16 protein-coding genes are annotated in these 24,838 nt (G+C 48.4%); 6 read left to right on the top strand and 10 right to left on the bottom strand.

Going from position 1 to position 24,838, the window contains the following annotated elements:
• Window positions 1–125: 125 nt before the first annotated feature.
• The gene (locus tag KTG12_RS07715) at window positions 126–2,564 is read left to right on the top strand and encodes a DPP IV N-terminal domain-containing protein (RefSeq protein ID WP_005638765.1); all 2,439 of its coding nucleotides are present in this window, start codon (window positions 126–128) and stop codon (window positions 2,562–2,564) included.
• Window positions 2,565–2,605: 41 nt separating this feature from the next.
• Here the strand turns inward: KTG12_RS07715 and KTG12_RS07720 are convergent, their stop codons facing one another.
• Together KTG12_RS07720 and KTG12_RS07725 are read right to left on the bottom strand one after the other, a co-directional pair.
• Window positions 2,606–2,890, bottom strand: coding sequence for an HU family DNA-binding protein (locus tag KTG12_RS07720; RefSeq protein ID WP_005638763.1), 285 nt, complete (start codon window positions 2,888–2,890; stop codon window positions 2,606–2,608).
• A 1,300-nt stretch (window positions 2,891–4,190) separates the two neighbouring features.
• A complete protein-coding gene (locus KTG12_RS07725) occupies window positions 4,191–5,027 on the bottom strand; it encodes a DUF6261 family protein (RefSeq protein ID WP_005638750.1) in 837 nt (278 codons plus the stop codon).
• Between the two features lie 408 nt (window positions 5,028–5,435).
• On the opposite strand from KTG12_RS07725, the gene KTG12_RS07730 reads away from it, so the two are divergent.
• The 5 genes from KTG12_RS07730 to KTG12_RS07745 all read left to right on the top strand — a co-directional run bounded on the left by KTG12_RS07730 (window position 5,436) and on the right by KTG12_RS07745 (window position 9,387).
• Window positions 5,436–5,810 (top strand): BlaI/MecI/CopY family transcriptional regulator, encoded by a 375-nt coding sequence (locus KTG12_RS07730; protein WP_005644064.1) that lies wholly within the window; start codon window positions 5,436–5,438, stop codon window positions 5,808–5,810.
• A 44-nt stretch (window positions 5,811–5,854) separates the two neighbouring features.
• Window positions 5,855–7,063 (top strand): M56 family metallopeptidase, encoded by a 1,209-nt coding sequence (locus KTG12_RS07735; protein WP_022322102.1) that lies wholly within the window; start codon window positions 5,855–5,857, stop codon window positions 7,061–7,063.
• Window positions 7,064–7,070: 7 nt separating this feature from the next.
• Window positions 7,071–7,646: a DUF4934 domain-containing protein gene (locus tag KTG12_RS21710; protein WP_240142639.1), complete on the top strand. Its 576-nt coding sequence runs from the start codon at window positions 7,071–7,073 to the stop codon at window positions 7,644–7,646.
• Entirely contained in the window at window positions 7,547–8,308 is a 762-nt protein-coding gene (locus KTG12_RS21715) for a 6-bladed beta-propeller (protein ID WP_240142638.1), read from the top strand. The genes KTG12_RS21710 and KTG12_RS21715 overlap by 100 nt, the downstream gene beginning before the upstream one ends.
• A gap of 101 nt (window positions 8,309–8,409) precedes the next feature.
• Window positions 8,410–9,387, top strand: a complete 978-nt coding sequence (locus KTG12_RS07745; protein WP_005644058.1) for a Gfo/Idh/MocA family protein — start codon at window positions 8,410–8,412, stop codon at window positions 9,385–9,387.
• A 77-nt stretch (window positions 9,388–9,464) separates the two neighbouring features.
• On the opposite strand, the gene KTG12_RS07750 is transcribed toward KTG12_RS07745, so the two are convergent.
• The 8 genes from KTG12_RS07750 to KTG12_RS07785 all read right to left on the bottom strand — a co-directional run bounded on the left by KTG12_RS07750 (window position 9,465) and on the right by KTG12_RS07785 (window position 24,619).
• Complete coding sequence (locus KTG12_RS07750; RefSeq protein WP_022322100.1) at window positions 9,465–11,960, bottom strand: beta-N-acetylglucosaminidase domain-containing protein; 2,496 nt, start codon at window positions 11,958–11,960, stop codon at window positions 9,465–9,467.
• 190 nt (window positions 11,961–12,150) lie between these two features.
• The gene (locus tag KTG12_RS07755; protein ID WP_022322098.1) at window positions 12,151–13,845 is read right to left on the bottom strand and encodes a DUF3857 domain-containing protein; all 1,695 of its coding nucleotides are present in this window, start codon (window positions 13,843–13,845) and stop codon (window positions 12,151–12,153) included.
• 44 nt (window positions 13,846–13,889) lie between these two features.
• The gene (locus KTG12_RS07760; protein ID WP_022322097.1) at window positions 13,890–15,857 is read right to left on the bottom strand and encodes a DUF3857 domain-containing protein; all 1,968 of its coding nucleotides are present in this window, start codon (window positions 15,855–15,857) and stop codon (window positions 13,890–13,892) included.
• Window positions 15,858–15,910: 53 nt separating this feature from the next.
• Window positions 15,911–17,026 (bottom strand): AMP-binding protein, encoded by a 1,116-nt coding sequence (locus KTG12_RS07765; protein WP_022322096.1) that lies wholly within the window; start codon window positions 17,024–17,026, stop codon window positions 15,911–15,913.
• Complete coding sequence (locus tag KTG12_RS07770) at window positions 17,001–18,050, bottom strand: o-succinylbenzoate synthase (RefSeq protein WP_046451943.1); 1,050 nt, start codon at window positions 18,048–18,050, stop codon at window positions 17,001–17,003. Before KTG12_RS07770 ends, KTG12_RS07765 begins: the two co-directional genes overlap by 26 nt.
• Before the next feature lie 12 nt (window positions 18,051–18,062).
• The gene (gene menB / locus KTG12_RS07775) at window positions 18,063–18,887 is read right to left on the bottom strand and encodes a 1,4-dihydroxy-2-naphthoyl-CoA synthase (protein WP_005638730.1); all 825 of its coding nucleotides are present in this window, start codon (window positions 18,885–18,887) and stop codon (window positions 18,063–18,065) included.
• A 37-nt stretch (window positions 18,888–18,924) separates the two neighbouring features.
• Complete coding sequence (gene menD, locus KTG12_RS07780) at window positions 18,925–20,589, bottom strand: 2-succinyl-5-enolpyruvyl-6-hydroxy-3-cyclohexene-1-carboxylic-acid synthase (protein WP_005648772.1); 1,665 nt, start codon at window positions 20,587–20,589, stop codon at window positions 18,925–18,927.
• Between the two features lie 163 nt (window positions 20,590–20,752).
• Window positions 20,753–24,619 (bottom strand): TIM-barrel domain-containing protein, encoded by a 3,867-nt coding sequence (locus KTG12_RS07785; RefSeq protein ID WP_046451944.1) that lies wholly within the window; start codon window positions 24,617–24,619, stop codon window positions 20,753–20,755.
• Window positions 24,620–24,838 lie beyond the last annotated feature (219 nt).

The raw sequence follows: 24,838 nt of genomic DNA on the forward strand, positions 1-24,838 counted from the left end.
AATAAACAAACGAAAGAGGCTGTATATAATGTCAATACTTTATATGCAGCCTTTTTATTTATGTAATCATTCATGGTTAAATGATGATTTATCTGCAATAACAACTTATATATAAACAACGTCAAATGAAAAAACAACTACTATTAGTGATGCTTTGTGCTGGGATGTTTTGTGGCACGGAAGCGAAAGGGCAGGAAGCGGAGCGGCTATCCGGATACGTCCAGGCCGAACGTTTCACGAAGGAGAAGCTGAACACGATGCTTTTCTCCACATCTGTCGATCCGCACTGGTTCCGGAAGGGCAGTAGTTTCTGGTATGAATATAAGACCGGCAACGGCAAAGTCTGGTATGTCGTCGATCCGGTGGCGAAGACGAAACGTCCGCTTTTTGACCTCGACGATATTGCCGCACAGATAACCGAGATCGTCAAAGACCCGTTCACTGCCCAGCAACTACCCATCCAGAAGCTCGAAGCTGGAGAGGACGGTCGCACTTTTACTTTCCAGATCACCTCTTCGCAAGAGGCTAAAAAAGACAGTACCGACAAAGACAAAGGTCCGAAGAAAGAGATATTCTTTTTCTCCTACGACTATCCCACGCGTAAGCTGACTTGGCTCAAAGAAAAGAAGAAAGAAACGGAATATCCCGACTGGGCCTCTTTCTCGCCCGACGGCAAAACAGTCGTGTATGCAAAAGACCTGAACCTCTATCGGATGTCCCGCGAGGATTACGAGAAGTTGAAGAAAGACGATAAGGATAGTACGGTTACGGATATACAACTCACTACTTTCGGTGTGAAAGACTTTGGTTTCGGCCAGCCCTATAGCTTGCTGAACACCGACACGCTTTGCAACGGCAAGCGGAAAGGTGTTTGGGGGATTGTCTGGTCACCCGATTCCCGTTATTTTGCCGTGACGGTTGAAGACGAGCGTGCCGTGAAAGACTTGTGGGTAATCAACTCTATGGCTTCGCCTCGTCCGACGCTGGAAACCTATAAATACCAGATGCCCGGTGAGAAAGAAGCGCCTGTCCAGCATCTATTCTTGTTCGACATGAACGACAACAGCTATAAGGAAATCCGCACATCAGCATTCAAAGATCAGACATTGCGCTTGGCACGTAAGCCGTGGAGGCAGAAAGACCGTGATCGGAAAGAGGTGGCGAGTGTCTGGCTGGGCGACAATAACCGTTTCTTCGTTACTCGTTCGAGCCGCGACCTGCACCGTATCGACATCTGTTCGTATACGGTCGGACAGGATTCGATCTGTCCGATTATCGAGGAACGTATGAATACTTATCAGGAAGTCCGCCCGTTGGCAGCCGTAGGTGATGGCAAGGAGTTGATCCAGTGGAGCGAACGTGACGGCTGGGCGCACCTGTACCTCTATGACGGAGAAGGTAACCTGAAGAACCGCATCACACGCGGCCCCTGGCATGTAGACCAGATCGTGAAAGTGGACGAAGCCAAACGTGTCGTTTACTTCCTGGCTAACGGGAAAGAGAAAGATGAGAATCCCTACTACGAACACCTGTATCGTGTGGGCCTCGATGGAAGTGGTTTGCAGCAAGTCACTCCGGGCGACTATTTCCACACGGTCAGCATGGATGACAATGCAGCCTTTGTGGTCAATAATTATTCGCGTGTGAACACTATCCCGCGTACGGATTTGATGGATAGTAACGGCCGCAAGCTGATGACGCTTGAAGAGAGCGACTTCTCTGGGTTGCTGGCTGCCGGTTACCAGTTTCCCGAACCTTTCAAGGTGAAGGCTGCGGATGGCGTGACCGACCTCTATGGTGTGATGTATAAACCGTTTAATTTCGATTCGACGGCCCTGTATCCGATCATCGATTATGTATATCCGGGCCCGCAAGTCGAAGCAACCGTTTATCCGTTCAGCCGTATGAGTGTGCGCACGGATCGTCTGGCACAGGCCGGCTTTATTGTGATCACGGTCGGAAACCGGGGCGGACATCCGAGCCGTTCGAAATGGTATCATAACTTCGGCTATGGCAACTTGCGTGATTATGGGTTGGCGGATCAGAAAGCGGCTATCGAGCAACTGGCCAACCGCTATTCATTCATCGACATCAACCGTGTCGGTATCCACGGCCATTCGGGTGGAGGTTTCATGTCTACGGCTGCTATACTGCAATATCCCGACTTCTTCAAGGCAGCCGTCTCGTGTGCCGGAAACCATGATAACCGTATCTATAACCGTTGGTGGAGCGAGACGCATCATGGCGTGAAGGAAGTGGTCAGCGAAAAGGGTGATACGACTTTCGTCTACAACATCAAGACGAACGAAGAGATCGCAAGTCGGCTGAAAGGTCATTTGATGCTCGTACATGGTGACATCGACAACAATGTCCATCCGGGCAATACGCTACGTGTGGCAGATGCCCTGATCCGTGCCGGAAAGCGTTTTGACATGTTGCTCCTTCCGCAGCAACGCCACGGTTTTGGCGATATGGACGAATATTTCTACTGGCGTATGGTCGACTATTTCTCCCGCCACTTATTGGGTGAACAGGAAACATCGGTAGATATCCCGAAACGATAAAACAAAAAGAGTGCGCCGGATTTCGGTGCACTCTTTTTGTTTTATTTTCCAGGATTCAGTTTTTGAATCAGTATTTCACTGGCTTTGAATTTTACTGATGTGCGGGCGCGTATTTTACATTCTTCACCTGTACGAAGGTTACGTCCCGGACGCTCTGTTTGGTAATGGGGAACCAGTTTGCCAAAATAATGAATGCTCACCCCTTCACCTTCTGAAAGTTTTTCGGTTATTAGTTCGATGTATGAATTCAGAAACTTCTTCGCGGCAACGTCCGTACATTCCATCCGTTGTGCCAATTCCTTGATTAGAGCTCTTTTTGTAGTCATATAATAGTTGTTTTATCGTTATTGTTTTTCTTTCCGTACCCTGTCCCCGGGTGGATTTGTCTAAGATGAAAAAGCGCGGGACTGTTGTCTTTAATACTATCGCTAATCCTGATAAGTATAAACATAGCCCACGCTTTACAGATACGATAAAACGTAAGGAACTCATTGTTTAGCTACTTCTCCCGGATGGCTTGAAATTGTCTAGATTTCTACTTAGGGATAATACTAAAATCGCTTATTGTGGGAAAAAATATTATCTTATTAATTCATAGGCATTTTTGTTAAATTGTCCGGTAGTCCTCCAAAATCGGGCGTATTATAAAATGAAAAAGCGTGAGGACTGTTGTTCGGACTTAAGTAGAGGTTCTAGACAACCCGCCATGCAGTACTATACAACAGTTTGCTCACGCCCTTATGCTATATACATTGGGTATATAATCGAAACATGAGCATTTTTGTTTATGACCCTTCTATGGCTTGAAATTGTCTAGATTTCTACTTAAGGATAAACCAAAACGCTTTTTATATAAATCATAAAATAATGTTTCCTTGACGCTTCAAGGTCCAATTACCACGACAAAGATAGAAAACATATATGAAAAACCCGATTCATTTCATTAAAAAAGCTCTTATTTATTCGCAGGTTTTGAGAATTTAATAAGGGCGTGAATTTATAATTTCCAATTCCCTATAGCAATAATAATGTCTAGATTCCTACTCCGATGAATTGGTTTTTACCTCCATACCTGATCGCCTTTTCAATGAGATGTTCGGGATTTGTGACTGAAAGATACGATTTTGCATTCAATAACCAAGAGCCGTTTTGATTTGTTTACGACTCCGGGAGCCGGAAGGAAATGCGGATTAATCCGTTTCTTAACTTAAAAAGCTCTGCGGCAGGGGAAGAGGTGTGTAGTGGCGATTGCGGCAAAGGGGAGCGGGAGTGTAGCGGAAGCTGGTGTTTTTCCGATGCAAAAGTTCTGCTTGATTATTATAGAGAATTACGATTTTATTTTTCGTCCCCCTTGGATTTGCAATTGGATGAGATTGCTCTGTCCTCCGATGTTATTCCAGGGATGGATGGGGAGGTGGTGTGGAGGTAAACAGCTTGGAAAAAGGGAAATGTTCAGTGCCTATTAAAAAATGTTATCAATAAGTATTTTAATAATTCTTATCATGAAATAGTCCTTCGGAGGCGTATGAAAAGGGTGAAAATAAGCACGGATCGACATGGGTTATTGTTGTAAACCATGTCGGTTCGTGCTTGATGGGTTATCTGTTGCAGAAGGGATGAGAGGGCTTAAAGTTCGCCCGGACGTTCGTCATTGCCGCCCTGCCCTTTGTTCTTATTGGATGCGGTGATACCTTTGCGCAGGTTGTAGGCGGTGCGGGTTTCATCGATCAGCTGGTTGAGTTGCGTGATGAAAAGCGTTGCCTCGTCCGACGGGACCGCAATGCTGTGGGCAAAGATGGTGGTAGTGATATAGTCGTATTGCGAGTTGAGGCGGTGGCGTATTTCCTTCGCCGTCCCGACTGCATTGATCGCCCGTTCGTTGGTTCTGTCGCTGGACAATGCGTCGAATTCGTCATTTACGTTACGCAACTCGGAGACGGTGTCGTCGAGATGCAGAAGCGTTATCTTCTGTTTGTTTTCCGGTTTGTCGAGATCGTAGAGCATGCCTTTGATCTGTGCGGTTTCCTGTTGCATCGGAATGTTTTGTATGCCGCGATACGGTTTCAAGATATTATACAAGCTGATGCATGCTTGTGCATATGCAGGATTCGAACTTTTACGTCCGATGGAGGTCGTGTTGATGATGAATGAAACCAACGGATCGCGACGCTTGTCGAGATTGAGCAGCAGAGCCGTGTTGTCGTTCGTGCGCGACTGGTTGACGACATCTGTCAGGAGAAGCATGTCGGCATTGAATGTCGCCTTGTCCTCATCGCTGATCCCTACGAAATCCGATGTCATGTTTTCTTCTTCGCCCAAGAGGCGGAGTTCACTGGGGCGGTCTCCCTCTCCTGATACAGCCTTGAGCGGGATCAGTTTGAAGAAGCGCTCCATGAAGTTTTTGTATTCGGCATTATTCAGGGAATGAATGTCTAGATTTAGAATCCGGATAATTTTTTTCATGTTGTTCTATTATTGATTGTAATTAATTGATTCGAAAGATAGTCATTAATTTTCACAGTCTATCAAATAATCTCATTTATTTCGGAAATGATTTGAAATACTCGAAAAATACGTTCCGGATTTCGGCAAGGACTTCAAATCTTCTTGTGATATGATCCGAAGCTCGGATGGCATCTTGAGGATTTTCGAGGTTTTGTCCGAAGCCCGGACCGGACTTTTGGTGTTTTTGAAATGCGATCCGGAGATCGGACAGCGTTTTTAGGACTCTTGAAGTTCTGTCCGAACTTCGGACAGGATTTTTTACTTTTTACAACTCCTGTTCCACTAAAAAAAATAGTTTATAAACTAATTGAAATAGTTTGCAAACTATTTTTTTTAGTTATATTTGCCCCGAACAAACAAGATATCATGAAACGACTGACTGCAAGAGAAGAAGAAATCATGGGCTATTTCTGGACGAAAGGCCCTTTGTTCGTCAAACAACTGCTTGAGTTTTACGATGAGCCGAGGCCGCATTTCAACACCCTTTCCACGATCGTACGCGGATTGGAGGAGAAAGGTTTTCTGGCACATCATACGTTTGGCAATACCTACCAATATTATGCTGCGGTGACAGAAGCCGATTATAGCCGGAGCACGTTGAAAAACGTCATTGCCAAGTATTTCAACAATTCCTACCTCGGTGTTATCTCTTCGCTGGTGAAGGAGGAGGAGATTTCGGTGGAGGAACTGAAGGAGCTGATAGAATCAATTGACAACAGGCAATCGACAATTGATGATTAAGAGAGGGGGGGGGATTCATTATTATTAATTTTAATTCTTTCAACGTGGGAGCATTTTTAGTATTCATAATAAAATCCACCTGCTGTCTGGCAGTGTTCTATCTGTTCTATCGCCTGCTTTTGAGCCGGGATACGTTCCACCGTTTCAATCGGATGGCTCTTCTTGGTGTGATAGTTTTTTCAATCGCGATTCCTTTTGTACAGCTTGCCGCCGATGAGCCGGTCGCCGTACAACGTACGGCGTTGGAACTCGAACGGTTCTTGCAAATGGGCGGAACTCCTGTGGAAGAAGAGAGTCGCTTTCCGTCTTGGTTGGCGGCCTTGTTTATGATCTACGCCGGCGGATGCCTCTTTTTTGCAGGACGGTTCCTCTATTCCGTCTGCCAGATCGTGCGTCTGATACGTTCGGGCGAGCGGGCCGTATTGGAAGATGGTACGCGGCTTGTCGTGACCGACCTGACGGTCCCGCCTTTCAGTTGGATGAAATATATTGTTATCTCCCGCATCGATATGGAAGAGAGCGGAGCTGAAATCCTGGCGCATGAACAGGCGCATATCAGAGCTTGCCATTCATTGGATATGTGGTTTGCCGGATGTTGTGCCGTCCTGCATTGGTTCAATCCCGCTGTTTGGTTGCTCAAGCAGGAACTGCAGAACGTGCATGAGTATGAGGCGGACGAGAGTGTGATCGCACATGGCGTGGATGCAAAGCATTATCAATTGTTATTAATAAAGAAAGCGGTCGGAGCACAGCGTTTTACCTCTATGGCCAACAGTTTCGACCACAGTAAACTTAAAAAGCGGATTACTATGATGTTAAAACAAAAATCGAACCCCTGGGCTCGCTTGAAGTTCCTTTATGTGCTTCCTCTTGCAGCCGTTGCCGTTGCTGCGTTCGCCCGCCCTGAAATCTCCCGTCGGTTGGAAAATATCTCCGAAGTGGAGTTTGCCGAAGTCCTCACATCCCGACAGGACAAAAAGATGTTGCAAACAAAAAAAGACAAGCCTCTCTTGCGTCCTCTGGAATTTAAATCGAATATGCGTCCTGCCGAAGGTGTCCGGTATGCCAAGCCGGACCCGCTTGTCATGATTGACGGTGTCGAATATACGGGTGGACTGGACAAGGTCGATCCAAACGAAATCGAATCGATATCGATAATGAAAGATAAGAGCGCCATCGAAATGTACGGAAAAAAAGCAGTCGGAGGCGTGATCCTGATCACAACGAAAAAAGCCTCTTCTAAAGTAAAATGAAAATCGTATGAAAAATCATGTGTTTGTGGCAGTGGCATGTCTTTTTCTTGCTGCTTGCAGTGACGGAGGGGAAACAAAGGTGGCAAAACTCGAAGCGATTCCTTTGGGAGTTGCTTTTGAGAATCAGACGGAGTTGAAGACTTCCGACTGTTTCAAGAAAATACGCTATGTCGCCTTGGAAACGACCGATAGTTGCCTGGTGGGGCAGGGAGCGTATGCAACTATCCTGAATGATTGGATTGTTGTGACATCCGGTCGGGACCGCTGCCAGCTATTCGACAAAAAAACGGGTCGCTTTATCCGTTCGGTCGGGCATGTGGGGGAAGATCCTGAAGGCTATTCGGATGTCTACGGAGGATGGCAGAACCCGTATACCGGCCAATTAAGTTTTCATGGCTGGAAAAATAAATCGTTGTTTACGGGGCGGACGGTCGATTCGACCATATCTGGACTCCTTCGGTTTCCGTCGATGAGTTTCCGGCAATGGGAGTGTTCGACTATCTGGATGCGGATCTTATCGCTGGTTATTATTCGGCTACCGACAGTTTGCCGGCCCGTATCGCTCTGTTCCGTGGAGATGTGATTGTCCGTGTGGAATCGTTACCGGTCGGGCAGGAAGGAGACAAGGCGATCACTCCGGACGATATTGTTTCCATCTCGGTCTTGAAAGATGGGGGAGATGGTTTGGCGTTCATAAAATATAAGGATGGCAGGTCTGCCATTTATCCGCTTGGCAACAGTTGTTTCTGGCATGCGGGCAAGGATCTTTATTTCCGCCAGTCTTATAATGATACGATCTATCGGGTGTCGGCAGCGAAAGAGCTGCAACCTGTGCGCGTGCTGGATTTAGGTGTCTACAGTTGGTCTTACAACGAGCGTTTCGAGGATAAGAAAGATGCTATCTACCCGACAAAGTTCATGGAAAACGAAGATGTGATCCTTTTCCGTTTTATGACGAATGTCTATAACGACAAACAGAAGACTTATAATGCCCTTTACCGGAAGGCGGACGGAGCCGTCAGGGTTTCTCCTCTCGATGACAAGATAACCGACGATACGAATGGCTTCCTTCCCTTACAGCCCGTATCTGTCTCCGCTTCGGGCGAATTTGCTGCCATTCTCCCTTCGGAAGAAGTCGTCTCCTGGTTCGAGGATAACGCCGGTGAAACGGATATCCCTGCCGAAGTGGCCGCCTTGAAAAAGGTGGGTGAGGAGGATAATCCGGTGGTGGTGATTATGGAGTAGGATATAGTATTGCGGATCGCTTTTGAATTCCATGCTTGTGAGGTAAAAGTTTCATGGGCATGGAATTTTTTGTATATTTACCTGATAAAAAATGACAGCTAATGGAACGTTTTAAAGTCGGAATTATAGGAGCCGGGCATATCGCCCGCAAAATGGCGCATACGTTGCGCGATATGGAAGGGGTTGAACCGTATGCAGTCGCTTCCCGTAACCAGGAAAATGCCGAAGGGTTTGCCTGTGAATGGGGTTTTACGCGGGCTTACGGATCATACGAGGATTTGGCAGATGATCCCGAAGTACAGTTGATTTATATCGCCACCCCGCATTCCCATCATTTTGAGCAGGCGCGGATGTGCCTCGAAAAGGGTAAGCCGGTCTTATGTGAAAAAGCATTTACCGCCAATGCAGAGCAGGCGGAGACGTTGATACGCCTGTCGAAAGAAAAACAGGTTTTCCTGACTGAGGCGATTTGGACACGTTATATGCCTTTCTCCGAGACGCTCCGCGAACTGGTTGACGGCGGGACGATCGGACGCGTGATGATGCTGACGGCCAATATCGGATATCCGATTGCCGAGAAGGAGCGCATCGCCAAACCGGAACTTTGTGGCGGTGCTTTGCTGGATATCGGCGTTTATCCGATCAACTTTGCAAGGATGCTTTTCGGCTCGGAAATTACGGGGATTACTTCTGCCTGCGTGAAAGGGGAGACGGGAGTGGATTTGCAGAGCAGCATTACTTTTGTGTATCGGAATCATCGGATGGCTGTTTTACAAATGACCGCTTTCTGTGCGAACGATCGTCAGGGAGTTATTTCGGGGGATAAAGGATATATAATCGTCGATAATATCAACAACCCGCAGTTGGCAGTCGTCTATTCGGTCAATCATGAGGAAGTGGCTCGCTATACCTGTCCGCCACAGATAACGGGTTTCGAGTATCAGGTGCAGGCTTCCATCGACGCGATCCGTGAGGGAAAGATCGAAACGCCTTGTATGCCGCATGCGGAAACTTTGCACATCATGCAGATGCTGGATGATCTTCGCTCCGAATGGGGGGTGCGGTATCCGATGGATTGAACGATTGACAATTGAGAATGGACAATTGACAATTAAATGTTTTTGCAGCTTGATTGTCAATTGTCCGTTGTTCTTTGTCAATTGATCTCGTGGATGTTGACAGGGGATGATCCTGCGTTATATAGTTCTAATGCCTTTACACTCTCCAAGGCTTCTTTTTTCAGCTTGATATAATTTGCCGGGCCGGAGTAAAGCACTTGTTTCACTTTCCCTTTCAACGGTGCGCCTTCTACCACAACTTGGCTGCAAGGGGAGCCGGACAAGTACAGTTCGAGTGAACCGTCCTTTTCCTTATCAATCGTGATGCGTGAACTTGCGGTCAATGTGTTGACAGATTCTAGGTTCTTGTCATACATCAGGCGGACGGGGTCGATGGAGGTATCTTCTTTCGTTGTCACGGCAAATTCGTACAGGTAGATTTGCATCTGCTTGTCAGTTGCATTACGCATACGGATATAGCGTGCTCCGGGAGCGAGCTTTTCCAATTTGAAGCGGGCCTGGTCGGCGGGGATGTCGGCGATAGTCGTCCATTGTCTGCCGTCGGCGGACCATTCGAATACCCGTCCGCTGTTTTCGCTTTTCGGCAGGCTGAAGTTGAAAGAGGTGGCCTCTTTCTGCAATTCCCAGGTAAGGCCGAAGGACTGTCCCGGCTCGATACGCAGTACTTCGTTCAGGCGGTTGTATCCGATCTGGTCTTTGCCTTCCTTCAACGGCTGATATTTCAATTGTTCGATATCCGTCAGGATAGAGGCCTTACTCATCTGGGTGGCAGCATCTGTCTGGTCTGCAAACAGCAGGTTGCTTCCGACACCTGAATGTATCTCCTGTACGAACGGGGTCAGGACTCGTGAGCCGACTTTCACGCCTTTCTGATACGGATTCTGATTGTAGGTCCGGTCGATCGTGCGCATGCTGTCGAGCAACGAGGTGAGCGACAGATACGATTGCCAGGTGGCGGCACGATCCTCGCCTTGTCCGGTTTCGGCAGTGCGGATAGCCTTTTGTCCGGCTTTCCCTAACAGGTGGAACTGCATCAGCCACGGTTTGATTTCGTCTATCAGCGCCTTGTTGCGGCTTGTCTCGATGGCGGCAGGGGCGGCTGTGATCTCGGCGAACAGTCGGTTCATCCGGTCAGCGGCATCTGCATTATAGTTGTGCTGGCGGAAGTCATGGAGGAATGCTTCGGCAGATTCGGCATAGCGGATGGATTCGTCGCGGCGGTAACGGTGTCCGTTTGGCCCGGGATCACAGTTGTTCTCGCAGAACGTCCGGAATGCTTCCGGTGCCTCTGGCAAAACATAACGGCAGGCTTCTGCGAAATCGCTTTCGGGATTATAGGCTTTCATGTTCCAGGCATAATCGGCAACTCCGTAAAGGGCTACTTTGGAAGCTTCCGCCCGTTCCATCGGGTTGGCGACGAAACCGGACATGGCATGTGCCACATTCGGATCGAGCCCGTAAGACGGTCCCATCAGCAGGTGGTCGCGGCAGTAGTCGCTTACAGGGAAATTCCACCAGACATACGAAGGGCGCTGAATACGTTTGTTCACCCATTCCTGCCCTTCGAGTGTGATATCATGGATCACGCTGTTGCCGGTCCACATCACATGGATTGCCGGGTCGAGCGTTCTGCCCAGCACATCCAGATAGTCGCTTCCCGCCCAGGCCCGGTTATATTCGGTCGGACACATGATCAGCGGGCTGACGCCTTCTTTCTTCTCGATAAACTCCTTTTGCAGGAAGTTGAGCAGGTCGGCTTGTTTGTCTGCCTTGGCCCCTTCACCGGAAATATCGTCGAAGAAGACTGCGAAGGAACGGACTCCCAAATCATACATCATACCGAACTTGTTCAGCACATTCATCCGGTCTTCATCTGTCCATTTGATGTCCAGGCCCGGATGGATCGCCCAGACGAAGTCTACCTTGTTGGCGGCGGCTTCCTTCACGAGATCCTTGATCTGTGCTGCTTCCTTTTCCGGATAAGGCTTGCGCCAGTTTGGGGAACTGTGGTAAGGATCATCTTTCGGTCCGTAGATATAGGTGTTCATCTTCATCTTTCCATAAAAACGAAGCTGCTCGATGCGGTCGGTATGGCTCCAGGGATCGCCGTAAAAACCTTCGACAGTTCCACGGTAGGCGACGTCAGGATAGTCTTTGATAACTCCGAGTGGCAGTGTCGTATTGCCTTGTCCGTCGGTTTGGGCCAATTGTTGCAATGTCTGTGCTGCGTAGAAAAGACCGCGACTGTCGGAAATTGCAATGTCGATTTCTTCTGGTGTGATAACTAATAGATAGGCTCCTGAACGTTTCAGTTCGGGTGTCCGGTCTTCCAGCGATGTAATTTTGAGCGGTAGCGCTTCGGAGTTGTCTGTTATCGACAAAGTTTGTCTGATCAGGCGCATAGCATCTTCATCCGGATGTTGCATGCCGGAAAGAGTAAAGCCATGAGGCGCTTTCATCCGGTTGGTAGATAATGTAACTTCCTGTGGCTGCGGATGAATGGCCGGTAAAGGGTTTTGTGCTTGCAGAACACCTCCTAAAAAGAGGGCAGCGGTTAGATTTAGTAGTTTCATATTTGATTTATTTTAGATGTTTAATTAATGATTTATCTGTTGGTGGTGTCTCAAAATGTACTTGTTCCCGCGTCAAGTACGGGGCAAGTACATTTTGAAACCTCTTACCAAAAGATCAAGGCTTTTTGGGGATGGCTGATATCGGCATTAATATAACAGGCAGTATCGGCCATCCTAAAAGTAATTGTCTTTATCGTACTGAAAACAATAGAGTCTTTCCGTTTATGTCGCTCCATTCTGTCAGAAGCTGGCGCAATTCCTTGTATTCGGCAGGTGTATAGAGTTGTTTGTTCAGTTCCAGGCTACGGGTGACGGTTGCCGTACGTCCGTTTTTCTTGACGGAGATGGTCAGGCTACCGGCGGCATTGCGGATCGTCTTGTCGGTTTCCGGGGTGCGCAGTTCCATATTTTCAGGACATTCGATCGTGTATGTATAGACTTCGTTGACAGGGCGTGGGATCAGCAGGTTTTCTTTCCGCTGGCTGTTCAGGTAGCCATAAGGCAGATGGGAGAAGCCATATCCGGCATCCGGCAGTGAGATCGTTGCATACCCGTTTTCCACCTTTAAAGGAGCAGTTTGTTCGTTTTCGCTGTTACCTGTTGTGAAATAAGGCATCAATTCTTTACCGACAGATTCTTTAGTGGATGTCGTCACTTTTCCATCTTTGAAACGAACTGCGATGTCGCTCTTGATCAGGTAATCCTGTGGAACGGCAATAGCTACCGGTTTTCCTGTTTGCAGGCTGAAAAGAGGAGTCCGGTCAAAGTTCACCGTTTGCGGACGGTGGGTAGAAGAGGTGGAGAATAAATATAATTCGCCGTTCACCATACAGGAGACGAACAGTTGGTCGACAGCCTTTAGCGCCAGCCCTTTGTCTGCATAAGCCTGGTAAGTCGCCATTGGCTCGGCTTTGAAGCCGGCCCCATCCAACAAGCCTGCGAGCAAATTGGCTTTTTCGGCTTCAGTTCCGTACGCTGTGCTCATGACGGCATCGGCAGGGCGGAGGCGATAGCCGGTCTGATCCAGTGTCAGCCCGTTGTTGGCAATGTGGTTGGTCGTGTATTCGAGGATAGCTTCCAGTTTGTCTTCGTCCTTTTTTTTCCCTTCGGTCAGGCTCTCAGCCAGAGTCGTGAGTTGTGGATCGCCGGACGGATTGAACTGTTTGAGTAGGGTTGCCAATGCTTCTCCTTCGGATGCGTAAGTCGTGGCGGCGAGAAAAGGAACGTCGCCGTTCTTGACATAGACGAACGGAGCGCGGGAAGATGCTGGCAGGTTACGTAATGTCCAGCTTGTCGTACAGGTTCCACCGGATCGTTTGACAGATGCTTTTGCCGGATTGTTTGTCAGTGTGTAGGCAAGTTCTTTGGCTTCGGGTATCACGATCGTCAGTGTGTATTCTTTGACGGGAGAGGATTGGAGCAGTTCTTCGAAAATGTCTACCTCCGGCAGATAGCCTGGTTTGGATGTGACTGTGTAGTCGAGATAGATAGTTGCTCCCAGTTCTAGGCCTGTGTGGACGACAACCATTTCTTTCAGGTGGTTGTAAGCCGGAGCATCAGCCGCGTTGCGGGGAAGGACTTCCACGAAAGCATTGTCCGGTGTCTTGATGATTGTGCCGTCTTTTTGTTTGGTGTAAGACGAGTTGATCTTCAGTTCCTGGTATTGCGGATTGTACACGATGAAGCTTTCTCCGTATGTGCCGTTCATGGCCGTGTGGGTGAAAAGTGTCAGTTCCATGTCATAGCGGAACTCTTGGCTGCCGTCGGCATTGAGTGTCCAGGTCTTTGCTAATTTCTTGTATTCGGCTTCCGATGCTCCAAAAACTGTCGTAGTCATTAGTAGCATACAAAGAAGGAAGGCGAACTTATGTTTGTTTCGTATCATTTGATTTATGATTTATAATTTGTGATTTATGAAGAGGGAAGACCTTATCGTTTTATGACGATATAATCCCCGAATGATTTATGTGCATTCACGGCGTTACGGAAACCATTCCAGTCGCCTGCCTCGTACACGCGTTTCTTCAGCGCTAGCTTTTGGTGCAACACCACTTTGTTACCGTCCTGGCGGAGGGAACCTTCGAAGTCGGCGGCAGAACTTTGCACACTGTCTTCTTTTCCATTACCCGCTAGCTTATAACCTGTGGGGAGTTGGATCGTTTCGTCCAGTTCGACCAGACGTGAGCAGGCATCCTTGAAACCATACCGGCGTTCTTCGAGGTCGGTGTTGATGCGCAGGTAACTTTTTACTTGGTTATAAAGGTTATTCATCACCATCGGCTTGAACAGCATTTCTCTTTCTCCTGAAAGGGCATAACCTGGTATTTCATAACGGAATGTCATTTTGATCGGTGCAGCCTGGTAGTTCTTCGGGTCTTTGCCATAGTCCACGCTGATAAGACGAGCTTTAGGTGATACGGCAAGAAGTTGGCTTTCCAATGCGGCCTGCCATTGCGACTGCCAGCCGGTGGTGAAGATACGGCGGATATTGCTGTCCGACTGTCCTTCGGCTGTGATCGTGAACTGTCCTGTCAGTGTACCTTTGGCATCCAAGCGGTTGTTGGCTTTTATGCGGACATAATGGTTTTCCGGTGCGGAAACCGGCGTGAGACAGAGATCGGAACCTTCGGGAACTCCCGGTAAATAGTTTTGCTGTTGTTCGGCACTGCTCCACAGTTCGCGGCAGAAGGGGACCCAGGTAGGATCGAGCGGCATATAGGTTCCGCTGGAAAGTTTCACAACGGCGACACAGTGGTTGAAGTGGTCGGCCGGGATGCTTTCCACGCGACTACCGGCCATTGTCATGGCTGGATAGGCTTCGAAGCCTGCCATACGCAGGAAAGCGATCAGGGTACCGGCAATATCTTTACAGACACCACAACGGTCCGTGTAGTTCATCTTCAGGTTATGCAGCGTGTAGCCTTCGCCTTTGCCCATCGAGATACCGGAGTAACGGATATTGTCGGCAACCCAGTGGGTGAGGACGGCGATCTTTTCCATCTCCGTCTTTTTGCCCTGGATCAATTCGTCTACTTTCTTCTGGGCTTCAGGAATGGCTCTGAAACTGCCGTAGTCTTCGTTCACTTTGTTAAACCAAAGGGATTTGTCTTGCCAGCGTGGTGTGCTGGACATCATCAGTTTCGGTGCGGCGTCGAACAGGTCGACCATGTTCGGTTCGCGTCGGGTCGGCATGATGTCTGTGCTGACGAACGTATAAGCTTTCCGACCGTCCTCGTAACGCATGGAAGAGGTGCATTCTCCTTGATAGAACTGGAACTGCATTTCTTTCTCCATCGGGATGTTTACCTTATATACCTTGCGGACAGTTGGCTCGGTTGTCCAGAAGGGGACGATATCATAGAATTGTCCGCGCATGGGCGGGATGAAACGGGATTCGTCGTTGCCTGTACCGCCAGTCAACAGGGCATAGGTGAAACCTTTTTTGTTGATCTGATAATCGATGATATCGCCCGGATCGAGACGGCCTATTTCCATCATGATCTGCCGTGCTCCCCAATAGATGGCGCGGGCAGGAGCGGCATAATCCTGCTGTTGGGTGATATCGAGGTTGATTACGTCGCCATTGGCTTTGTAGATGGTGACACGATGAAACTCTGCATGTGCCGTCAGCGGATCGTAATCGTATTTGAGGATGCGATTGGCGACGGCCCCGCGCGTGTTCATAACTTTGACGATTTTGCAGACCGTGAAAGAACCGGAGCCGGTAGGCTGCACGGTCACAGCGGTGCTGTCGAGTAGGTTTACACAGTCATAACCTGCGTATAATTCCGGCTTTTGTAGAGTCGGATCGGATGCTGTCCGGCAACTTTCCCCACTTTGTCCGTAAGCGGACGCCGTGGCGAGAAGGACGGAGGCGAAGATTGATAAATACTTCATAAAATATAGTGTTTTTGTATGTTTATTACTAAATAATTGATGCCCGAATTAATTTATCCTGTATATCTTTCCATTGCCAATTTCCGGCATGCCGCCCGATCGATCTTTCCGCTACCGGTAAGAGGAATTGATTCAATCCGGAGGATGTGCTTCGGACGTTGGTATTTGGGTAATATTCCAAATATCATTTCTTCCAGCTCGGAAAAGAGATTGTTTTCAGGTAATGAGAGAGATTGTTCTCCAATAAGGGAAGAGGCTGTCTTTTTACTCGGGAAGTGGTCATTTCCTGTGGTGATCAATAAAATCATAGCCTCTCCGAACTTTGGATCTGGAACGGATGTTATGGCAAAATTGGTAGGAATGATGGGGCGCAAGATTTCTTCCACAATCTCCGTTTGTATTTTTATGCCTCCGCTGTTGATGATGTTGTCTTTCCTCCCTAAGATGCGGAAACGGCCGTCTGGGAGCAGTTCGGCGACATCGTTAGTGACAAGTGTTTCGTCGGTGACGAGTGGAGCGTCTATTATCAGTGTGTCGTCAGTCGAGAGTGATAGCTTGACAGACGGGAAAGGCGTGTAATAAGGAGATGCATCCGGTCCGTTCAACCGTCGGAGGGCGATATGCGAAAGAGTTTCTGTCATTCCGTAGGTGGAGTAAACGCAGATAGGCAATTCTTGTATCCGTGTTTCCAGTTCATGGTCGATAGAGCCGCCACCGATGATTAGGATATCGATTTGGCAGAGGCGCTCTCGTTCTTCCGGAACCTGTAGCGTGTTGTATACTTGTAACGGAATCATGGCTGCGAATCGGAGTGGCATGTCGATGTCTGCCATCGGATGCCCGGAAGGTTCACGTATGACCAAATCTAACCCTGCCACGAGTGACCGTACGACCATCATCTTTCCGGCAATGTATCGGAGTGGCATACAAAGGAGGGCTTTATCCCCCTGCCGCAGCCCTAAATAATCGCAGGTGAGGCGGGCACTATTTACCATTTGTTCCTTGCGGACCATGATTCGTTTGGGTGTACCGGTCGAACCGGAAGTTTGTACTTCCAAGTAAGGAGAGGCAGACTTCCAATCGGAAATGAATTCGGATAATTGGCAATTGACTGTTGACAATTGACAATTATCGGGATGTTTCTTACTTATCAATTGTTTGTTGTCCATTGTCAATTATTAATTGTCCGTTGTTAATTGACAACGGCAAGTCAATGTTGTTGGTGAAGAGGCCACCTGTTCCTAACCCTTGCGGAAGCGGATTGTCGAAAGTTGCGCACCATTGAGCGATGGCGTTCAGGCCGACATTTGATTCCAATGCAGAAGTGATCCACCAGCCGATCTGCCGATCCTGAGCTTCCTTGATCCATTCGCTACAACCATATAGGCCTCCGTGAAGAGACGGTTTCAAGATGATATATTGCGGATTAATGAAGGAAAGCAATTCTTTCTTCTTTTCCGGTGTGTTGTAGCCAATGAGTTCTTCGTCGAGGGCGATGGGAACTGGAGAAGAAGCAGCTAACAGAGCCATGTCTTCCCACTGTCCTGCACGGATCGGTTGTTCGATCGAATGCAGGTCCAGTTTTGCCAGACAGTTCAGTTTTCTCATGGCTTCGTTCGGCGAGAAAGCACCGTTGGCATCAACACGCAGTTCGATTTCATCAGATGAAAATTGTTTGCGGATGATACGAAGGATTTCTAATTCTTTATCGAAGTCGATCGCTCCGATTTTCAGCTTGATGCAACGAAAGCCGGATTCTATCTTGTCTGTCACTTGTCCCAACATCTCTTCATAGCTTCCCATCCAGATCAGTCCGTTGATAGGAATACCCACCTCGCCATGCGAGAAAGGAGTGTTCCACAAGGCAAAGGAGCCGGCTTCAAAGTGGCGGAAAGCAGTCTCCAGACCGAACAGGATAGATGGATAATCGCGCAGTCCGTCCACGTCGATTCTGCCTGTGCGGGTGAAGTTTTGGCAAGCCTTGGCCAAAACTTCTTCATATCCAGGCACGTCGTCGCAACTCAGTTTAGGCAGAGGAGCGCATTCGCCTATTCCTTGGCGGCCGGGTGTTTCTTCTGCGGTGAGGTAGATATACCAACTCTTCCTCTCCGTGTAGGTCCCGCGCGAAGTCCCTGCCGGCTTTTTGAAGTACAAGGTCTTAGGGCGGATCTCTATGTGATAGTGCATAGCCATTGTGACTTTGGATTATGGGAATTTCGGATAATCTTCGAAACGGGGGCGGCGTTTTTCAAGGAAAGCTTTGCCACCTTCCTGGGCTTCGTCGGTCATGTAGTAGAGCATGGTGGCATCGCCAGCCAACTCTTGGATTCCGGCTTGACCGTCTAGTTCGGCGTTGAGGCCTGCCTTGATCATACGGAGGGCAAGCGGGCTGAGCAGCATCATTTCTTCGGCCCATCCGACATATTCGTCTTCAAGCTTATCCAAAGGTACGACCTTGTTCACGAGACCCATGTCGAGTGCTTCCTGTGCATTGTATTTGCGGCAAAGAAACCAAATTTCACGTGCTTTCTTTTGGCCGACGATGCGAGCTAAATAGGAAGAACCGAAACCTGCGTCGAAACTCCCCACACGAGGACCCGTCTGTCCGAATATTGCGTTTTCAGAAGCAATCGTCAGGTCGCAGACCACATGCAACACATGCCCGCCACCGATTGCAAAACCGTTTACGGCAGCGATCACCGGTTTTGGAATCGAGCGGATTTGCTTTTGTACATCGAGTACATTTAACCGTGCCACACCATCTTTACCGATGTAGCCACCGTGACCTTTCACATGCATATCACCTCCAGCACAGAAAGCCGTGTCTCCGGCTCCTGTCAGCACGACAACATTGATATCCGGTCGTTCACGGCAGATATAGAGAGCATCGCTCATCTCCGTCGTCGTTGTCGGAGTGAAAGCGTTGCGATAGCGTTCGCGGTTGATAGTGATGCGGGCAATTCCGTTATAGAAATCGAACAGGATTTCTTCATATTCTTTGATGGTTGTCCATTCTCTTTTTGTTTCCATAAGATGAATTTAGAATTATAAATTATGAGTTATGTTCTTATTTTTTTAGTTGGTGGAAATACTCTTTGAGTAGCCGTACATCTTCAGACGCATCTGTGAATACCTCCATCAACATTGGTTGGTTGTGGGGGGCGGACTGGGTGAAAACAGCCATTGCACTCGTCAGTTCTTCATCGTTATGGACGGGAAGGTAAGAGAATCCTCTTTCTTTGGCCCATCCTTTGGCAGAAGTTTTGTGTGTAGCTGTCACGAAACGGCGTGTTTTATCCTCCATTTTTAGTCCGGGAAGTGCTTGGAATATTTCACCTCCTCCGTTATTGAGCAGCAGGATACGTAGGTTACAGCCGAAATTGCTGTTCCAAAGTGCGTTCATATCATAAAAGAAACTCAAATCGCCGATCACTACAAAATTCAGTTTGTCTGAACAAACGGAGTAACCGATGGCAGTCGAAAGCGATCCTTCTATGCCGCTCGTCCCCCTGTTGCAGCAGACTTCGACATCTTCTGGGAGTGTGTATAACTGGGCGTAACGTACGGCTGAACTGTTGCCTAAATGCAAGGCCGCAGGTGTTGGAAGCGACTTGATCAATGTTCCGATAGCAGCCATTTCCGAATAGCTGAATTCCGGTTGTGGCAGGTCGCGGGTGTTGTTTTCCCAGATGCGTGGAAACTCCGTTGTCCGGTTTTCCAGCAGGTAAGCGATTTTTTCGAGAAATTCGAACGGGTCCATCTCGATAACGGTTGTCAGGGAACCGTAAAGGTCTGTTACTTCTCCGCTAAGCGAAACATGCCAATGTTCGCGTGGCGGATGCTTGCGGAGAAATTGTTTGAGGCGTTTCGACACGATATGTCCACCGTATGTGATCAGCAGGTCAGGAACCATCTTCTCTAATTTTTCTTCTGGCAGGGCGTAAAGGGCGGCGTCGAAATTCTTTACCGGGATGCCGGGAATGGTCTTGTTACCTGTGTGCTCGGTAAGCCAGGCAAAATGCTTGTATAGCAGTTTGGAATATTTCTTTTCAAAAAGATAGATCAGGTTCATCTGACCGGCAACGATCATGCGACGGTTGTAGTTGTTCAGCCGCTCGATCAACCCTGTATATTCACGGTCGTAGACATTTAATCCTTGGTAGCGGGTGATGACGCGTACCTTGGGCAATTCCTCCGTAGTGAAGCGGAACAACGGTTCCGAGATTGGTACATTGATATGCACCGGTCCTTTCCCATGATGGTTCAGTTCGAGCAGAGCTTCGTTGATAAGACGATTGCAATACCATTCGTCTTCATCAGTATGTATCTCCGGCAGGTTGACGGATTTTTTAACCTGCGAACCGAAAACACCCGGTTGAGGAAACGTTTGCCCGTCCATTTGTCCGATCCAGGCCCCGGGACGGTCTGCTGAGATCACGACCAATGGCACTTGCTGATAGAAGGCTTCCGATACGGCAGGATGAATATTAAGTAATGCACTGCCCGATGTGCAGCAGACAGCAGCCGGACTACCGCCATGTAATGCCAGCCCGATCGCGAAGAATGCCGCACTCCGTTCGTCTGTCACCGGATAGCAGGAGAAGAAAGGGTGATTGGCAATCGTATGTACAATAGGTGAATTGCGGCTGCCGGGACACAAAACGATTTTCTTGATGTTATGCTCGATGAGCAGGGCTACGAGCTGCAGGATGTTTTTTTTATCTGAGTACATAATGTATTTGTTTGCTTTGTCATGCGATGGTTCTATCGCTTTTTCTGCAAAGATAACATCTGTGGGGCAGAAAACATTCATAATCTTAATGAAAAAGGCTTCACCCCGGAATGGTCCGGTAGGCGAAGCCTTTCTGCTTTCGTTTATATCAGAAATTCATTGTTCAGAACTTCTGCATATTCAGATTCTTATCAACCAGGATGCCGTCGACTGCTTTCAGGTTGAATGTAACTTTGCGTTTCGCTTTCAACTTGATGGTGAAGAGATCTTCAGAACCTTCGAGCACTTGTTTGTCTCCGAGATTGACGAAAGTAGGATAGAGCGCCTTTTGACCGCTGGTATGCAGGCGGTCGTATGTCAGGTTTTCCATCGTACCGAGGTTTGCCGGTTCGATGCCGACAAAGTCATAATCCTGTTGGTCGTAAGGCAATGCGAAACTCAAAGCGTTGACAGCTTTGACACTGTCACCTTTGACGGTGATTTCGACTGTTTCGCCGGCGTTGTACGTCTGTTTCGGAGTGGAAAGGAAGATCGTTCCGGCTACACGGTCCGTACCTGGATTCTCGATGCCGTCCTCCAATTGGGTTGCCACGACCGATATGTCGTAAGCATCGATCAGACCGTTCCGGTTAATATCACCTGCGCTGACATAATCGAAATCGCTGTCACCACGGCGTAGCCCTGTGTAGTTCATGTACGAGGTCAAGTCGTTTGTGTCGATCTTTTTGTCGTTATTGATGTCACCTGGCAGATAGCTTTCCGTGCCCGGAACCTTGAATACGTATAATTCGCGTCCGGAAGCGTAGTTGCCGACACCTTCCGTAATATGCAATTTAATGTAGCGGGCTTTCGGTTGGTCCTTGAAAGTGAATACTTTCATGTCACCATTACGTTCCCAGCGGAACGAGTCGACCGCTGTCCAGTTTTCCTTATCCATGCTGTAGGCCACGTCGCCGGCAAGGATCGTTCCGTTGCCTCCATCCTGGCGGGACAGATAATGGAACTTATCCAGTTGGTTGATGGTGCGTAGATCGATGATCATATCGAACGGCATTGCGTTCTTGCGGTATTTCGTGTGGAACATATCGCCTAACTCGGCATAGTCGAACAAGCGGGAGATTTCAAAGCCTTCCTGTTCTTCGGCTGTCACTTCTCCACGGATGCCTTTGATAGCAAATTCCAGCGGGTTGGATTTGGTCTTGACGGAGAAGGTAGACCAGTCTGAATAACCGTCCTTGTTGACTGAGCGAATTTTGAACGAATAGTCTGTTTCGGCTGAGAGGTTGTCGAACAGCAGTTCCGCATTCTTGATCTGCGTATAAAGCATGCCGTTAAATTCTATTTCATAGAAGTCGGCGCCGGGAACTTTATTCCAAGTCGGTTTTAGTGTGTAAGCTTCCGTGTTCCCATCCGTCACCTGTGCGATCGGCGCGGCCAAAGAACCGGTAGAAACGCGGTGGGTGTCGGGCGTGTCGAATTGGTAACCATCGATGGTGATAACCGTTCCGTTCATGCTGATGTCTGTCGGAGCTAGTTTTACTAACAACTGAGGGTTCTTGGTGATTGTCTTCTTTTCGAATTCGCTTCCTTTGGTGGCGAATTTGTTCAGGTTCGGGGCAACATCGTAGAAATAGACATTCGTACCGTTCTGGTATTCGTTCATCGAACGGGCGGCTACCAGTTTCACTTTGGAGGAACCGACTTTAGCGGTGATCTTCTTCGGCATTTCCGAGAGATTGATACGCAGTTCGGTTGCCTTGTCTTTCACGAAACCGTCAAAATCGCCTGTTGTCGGATGGATAGTGATTGAGACTTTTGATGGGTCATTGTTCTTGATTTCGATCCGTGTGGTTGTCCCTTTGCCGTTCAGATAAGCCTGCGTTATACCATCATCGTCATATTCGACGAACTCGCTATATCCGGACGGGTAAAGCTCATATATGCGCAAATTCTTGTCGATTTCCCCTACGTTATTGTTCGGGTTCGTCATCGGGATGATCGCACCGGCTTTTACGAATACCGGAAGTTTCCAAAGTGGGGAAGCGAAGTTGTTGACCACGCAGCCGCCGGTATATTTCTCACCGGTGAAATAGTCGAACCATTCGCCTTCAGGCAGGTAGATACCATCACGGATGTCATTTCCCTTGTCATCCATTTGCGTCTCTTGGTAGATCGGCGCGATGAGGAAGTACGGCCCGTACATGAACTGGTATTGTGTAGCTTTACCAAAGGTGTAAGGATTCGGATCTTCAAGGAACATGGCGCGAATCATCGGCTTGCCGTCTACCGCTTCGCGGGCAATGCTGTAAGCATACGGCATCAGGCAGGATTTCATTTTCAGGTACCAGCGGTTGATGGAAGTTGCCGGTTCGCCTAAGGCATGCGGATATTTCTCATTCGATCCCCAGCCGTCCATGTTCAGCTCCATCGGCGTCCAGGTCTTCCACTGGAAGTCGCGGGTATTCATCACGAGGTTCTTGCCACCGAAAATACCGTCCATGTCGGATGTGATGTTCGGTTGTCCGGAAAGCCCGGAGCCGATATAAGTCGGGATGTGGAAACGGATATATTCCCATTGTCCGCCTGTCTGGTCGCCCGACCAGACTCCGGCATAACGCTGCGTGCCGGCCCAACCGTCGAGAGAGATGATGAACGGACGTGCGTCGTTTCCGTAATACGGCATGATATGTCCGACATCAGCCACACCGTTCAGACCGAACGAGTAGCCCCAACCGACCCATGCCACGTCTGTTTTCAGGACTCGTACACCGGCATCTCGTACCTCCTTTACAATGTCGCGTTGCAGCAAGGCACTGATGCTGTCTTTCGGATGCAGATCGGATTGTGTCCAAAGACCGATTTCGACACCGTTCTTATGAGCGTAATCGGTGAGGCTCTTTAAGTTTTGGATATTACCGTCCAATGTTTCGGTCTGTCCGTAGCCGGCTCCGTAACCGTCGTTCGGCAGCAACCAACCTAACGGCATATCGTGGTTCTTGTAGCGGTCGATCACGGCGCGAGCAGAGAACTGGTAGTTGTTCTTTTCTCCGTTCAGCGATTCCTTGATACCTCCATTATCTTTTTGGCTTTCCTTGTAGCGCTTGCCGTCTTCGAAAAGGATACCCTTTTCGTCTTCTACCCAATAGTCGCGGTTGTAAGCGTTCAAGTGTCCCTGATAGAATCCGAACTTGGGCAGCAGTATTGGGTTACCGGTCAGTTGGTAAAAGTCGTTCAATAGGGCGACCGGGCTATCATTGATCATATAGAAAACATCCAGATAGTCTGTATCGTGGGATAGTTTTACCGTATTCTTTTCTGTGGCGCCGAAATCATATTTCCCCTGTTTGAAAGTGTACCACATAAAGCCGTAGCCGTTTGTGGACCAATAAAAAGGAGTGGGAGAAGCCACGCCGCCATCGGTCCAGCTGTTCTGGTTTTCGATGGCTATAGCTTTTCCCTTATGTGAAAAGCGTCCGTTCTGCACACCGCCGCCGTAGAAATATTCATCAGGGTTCTCTTTCAGCGTTAGGATCGTTTTTCCTTTTTCGTAAACCACGGGTTTCGTCTCTTCGAAAACGATTTTGTTTGTGGTGAGATTGGTGACTTTCAGCAGGGCGGTCGATTTGTCCAACTGGAGTCTGACTTTTCCGGTCGTGATGGTCACTTGCCCATTATCGTCTTGAATGTCCAGTTTGGAAACTGGGCGACGGGGGGTATCTACGAGAATCCGGGCCTCTGGTTTTGCCTCCGGATCACGAAGGATACCACCGTTGTTGTCCTGGAACATACGGAAAATATTATCTCCATAGAAATCGAATGTCATCCGTTGATTGTTGGAGAACACAACATCGACCGTAGTCGGATTGATCTGCTGCACACTGACGATCGTTTGCGCCTGCCGGGCGATAGCTACTACAGGCTCGGAGGTTCCGGTCACAGCCATTAAAAGGGCAGGAGAAAACATCAATGGCGCAGCAAGAGCGATCAGGATCGCTTTTTTCTGTTTATGATTAGCCATTAAGCGTTTCATGTTGATTAATTTGAGTTATTTAGTTTTTTTATATTCTGAGACAAAAGTACATAAAATATTCTATAGTTCTTGTGGAGCAGTGGAACAACTATACTAAAACTGGCTTTTTGCTTTCAAATGTATGACGACATGTTTTGGGCGTTTTAACAATTCCAAAAGCTACTTACGGTATTCTTTAGGTGACATTCTTTTATCAAGTTAAGAATTTTCGGTAAAGAA

The sequence above is a fragment of the Parabacteroides sp. MSK.9.14 genome, assembly GCF_019041495.1.
Lineage (GTDB): Bacteria > Bacteroidota > Bacteroidia > Bacteroidales > Tannerellaceae > Parabacteroides > Parabacteroides merdae.

Excerpts from the sequence above, each read along its gene's own strand:
- KTG12_RS07720 (WP_005638763.1), bottom strand. The coding sequence starts at position 2,890 with ATGACTACAAAAAGAGCTCTAATCAAGGAATTGGCACAACGGATGGAA.
- KTG12_RS07745 (WP_005644058.1), top strand. The coding sequence starts at position 8,410 with ATGGAACGTTTTAAAGTCGGAATTATAGGAGCCGGGCATATCGCCCGC.
- KTG12_RS07765 (WP_022322096.1), bottom strand. The coding sequence starts at position 17,026 with ATGGACAACAAACAATTGATAAGTAAGAAACATCCCGATAATTGTCAA.
- KTG12_RS21715 (WP_240142638.1), top strand. The coding sequence starts at position 7,547 with ATGGGAGTGTTCGACTATCTGGATGCGGATCTTATCGCTGGTTATTAT.
- KTG12_RS07785 (WP_046451944.1), bottom strand. The coding sequence starts at position 24,619 with ATGAAACGCTTAATGGCTAATCATAAACAGAAAAAAGCGATCCTGATC.
- KTG12_RS07755 (WP_022322098.1), bottom strand. The coding sequence starts at position 13,845 with ATGATACGAAACAAACATAAGTTCGCCTTCCTTCTTTGTATGCTACTA.
- KTG12_RS07730 (WP_005644064.1), top strand. The coding sequence starts at position 5,436 with ATGAAACGACTGACTGCAAGAGAAGAAGAAATCATGGGCTATTTCTGG.
- KTG12_RS07750 (WP_022322100.1), bottom strand. The coding sequence starts at position 11,960 with ATGAAACTACTAAATCTAACCGCTGCCCTCTTTTTAGGAGGTGTTCTG.
- menD (WP_005648772.1), bottom strand. The coding sequence starts at position 20,589 with ATGTACTCAGATAAAAAAAACATCCTGCAGCTCGTAGCCCTGCTCATC.
- KTG12_RS07770 (WP_046451943.1), bottom strand. The coding sequence starts at position 18,050 with ATGGCTATGCACTATCACATAGAGATCCGCCCTAAGACCTTGTACTTC.
- menB (WP_005638730.1), bottom strand. The coding sequence starts at position 18,887 with ATGGAAACAAAAAGAGAATGGACAACCATCAAAGAATATGAAGAAATC.
- KTG12_RS07725 (WP_005638750.1), bottom strand. The coding sequence starts at position 5,027 with ATGAAAAAAATTATCCGGATTCTAAATCTAGACATTCATTCCCTGAAT.
- KTG12_RS07715 (WP_005638765.1), top strand. The coding sequence starts at position 126 with ATGAAAAAACAACTACTATTAGTGATGCTTTGTGCTGGGATGTTTTGT.
- KTG12_RS07760 (WP_022322097.1), bottom strand. The coding sequence starts at position 15,857 with ATGAAGTATTTATCAATCTTCGCCTCCGTCCTTCTCGCCACGGCGTCC.
- KTG12_RS21710 (WP_240142639.1), top strand. The coding sequence starts at position 7,071 with ATGAAAAATCATGTGTTTGTGGCAGTGGCATGTCTTTTTCTTGCTGCT.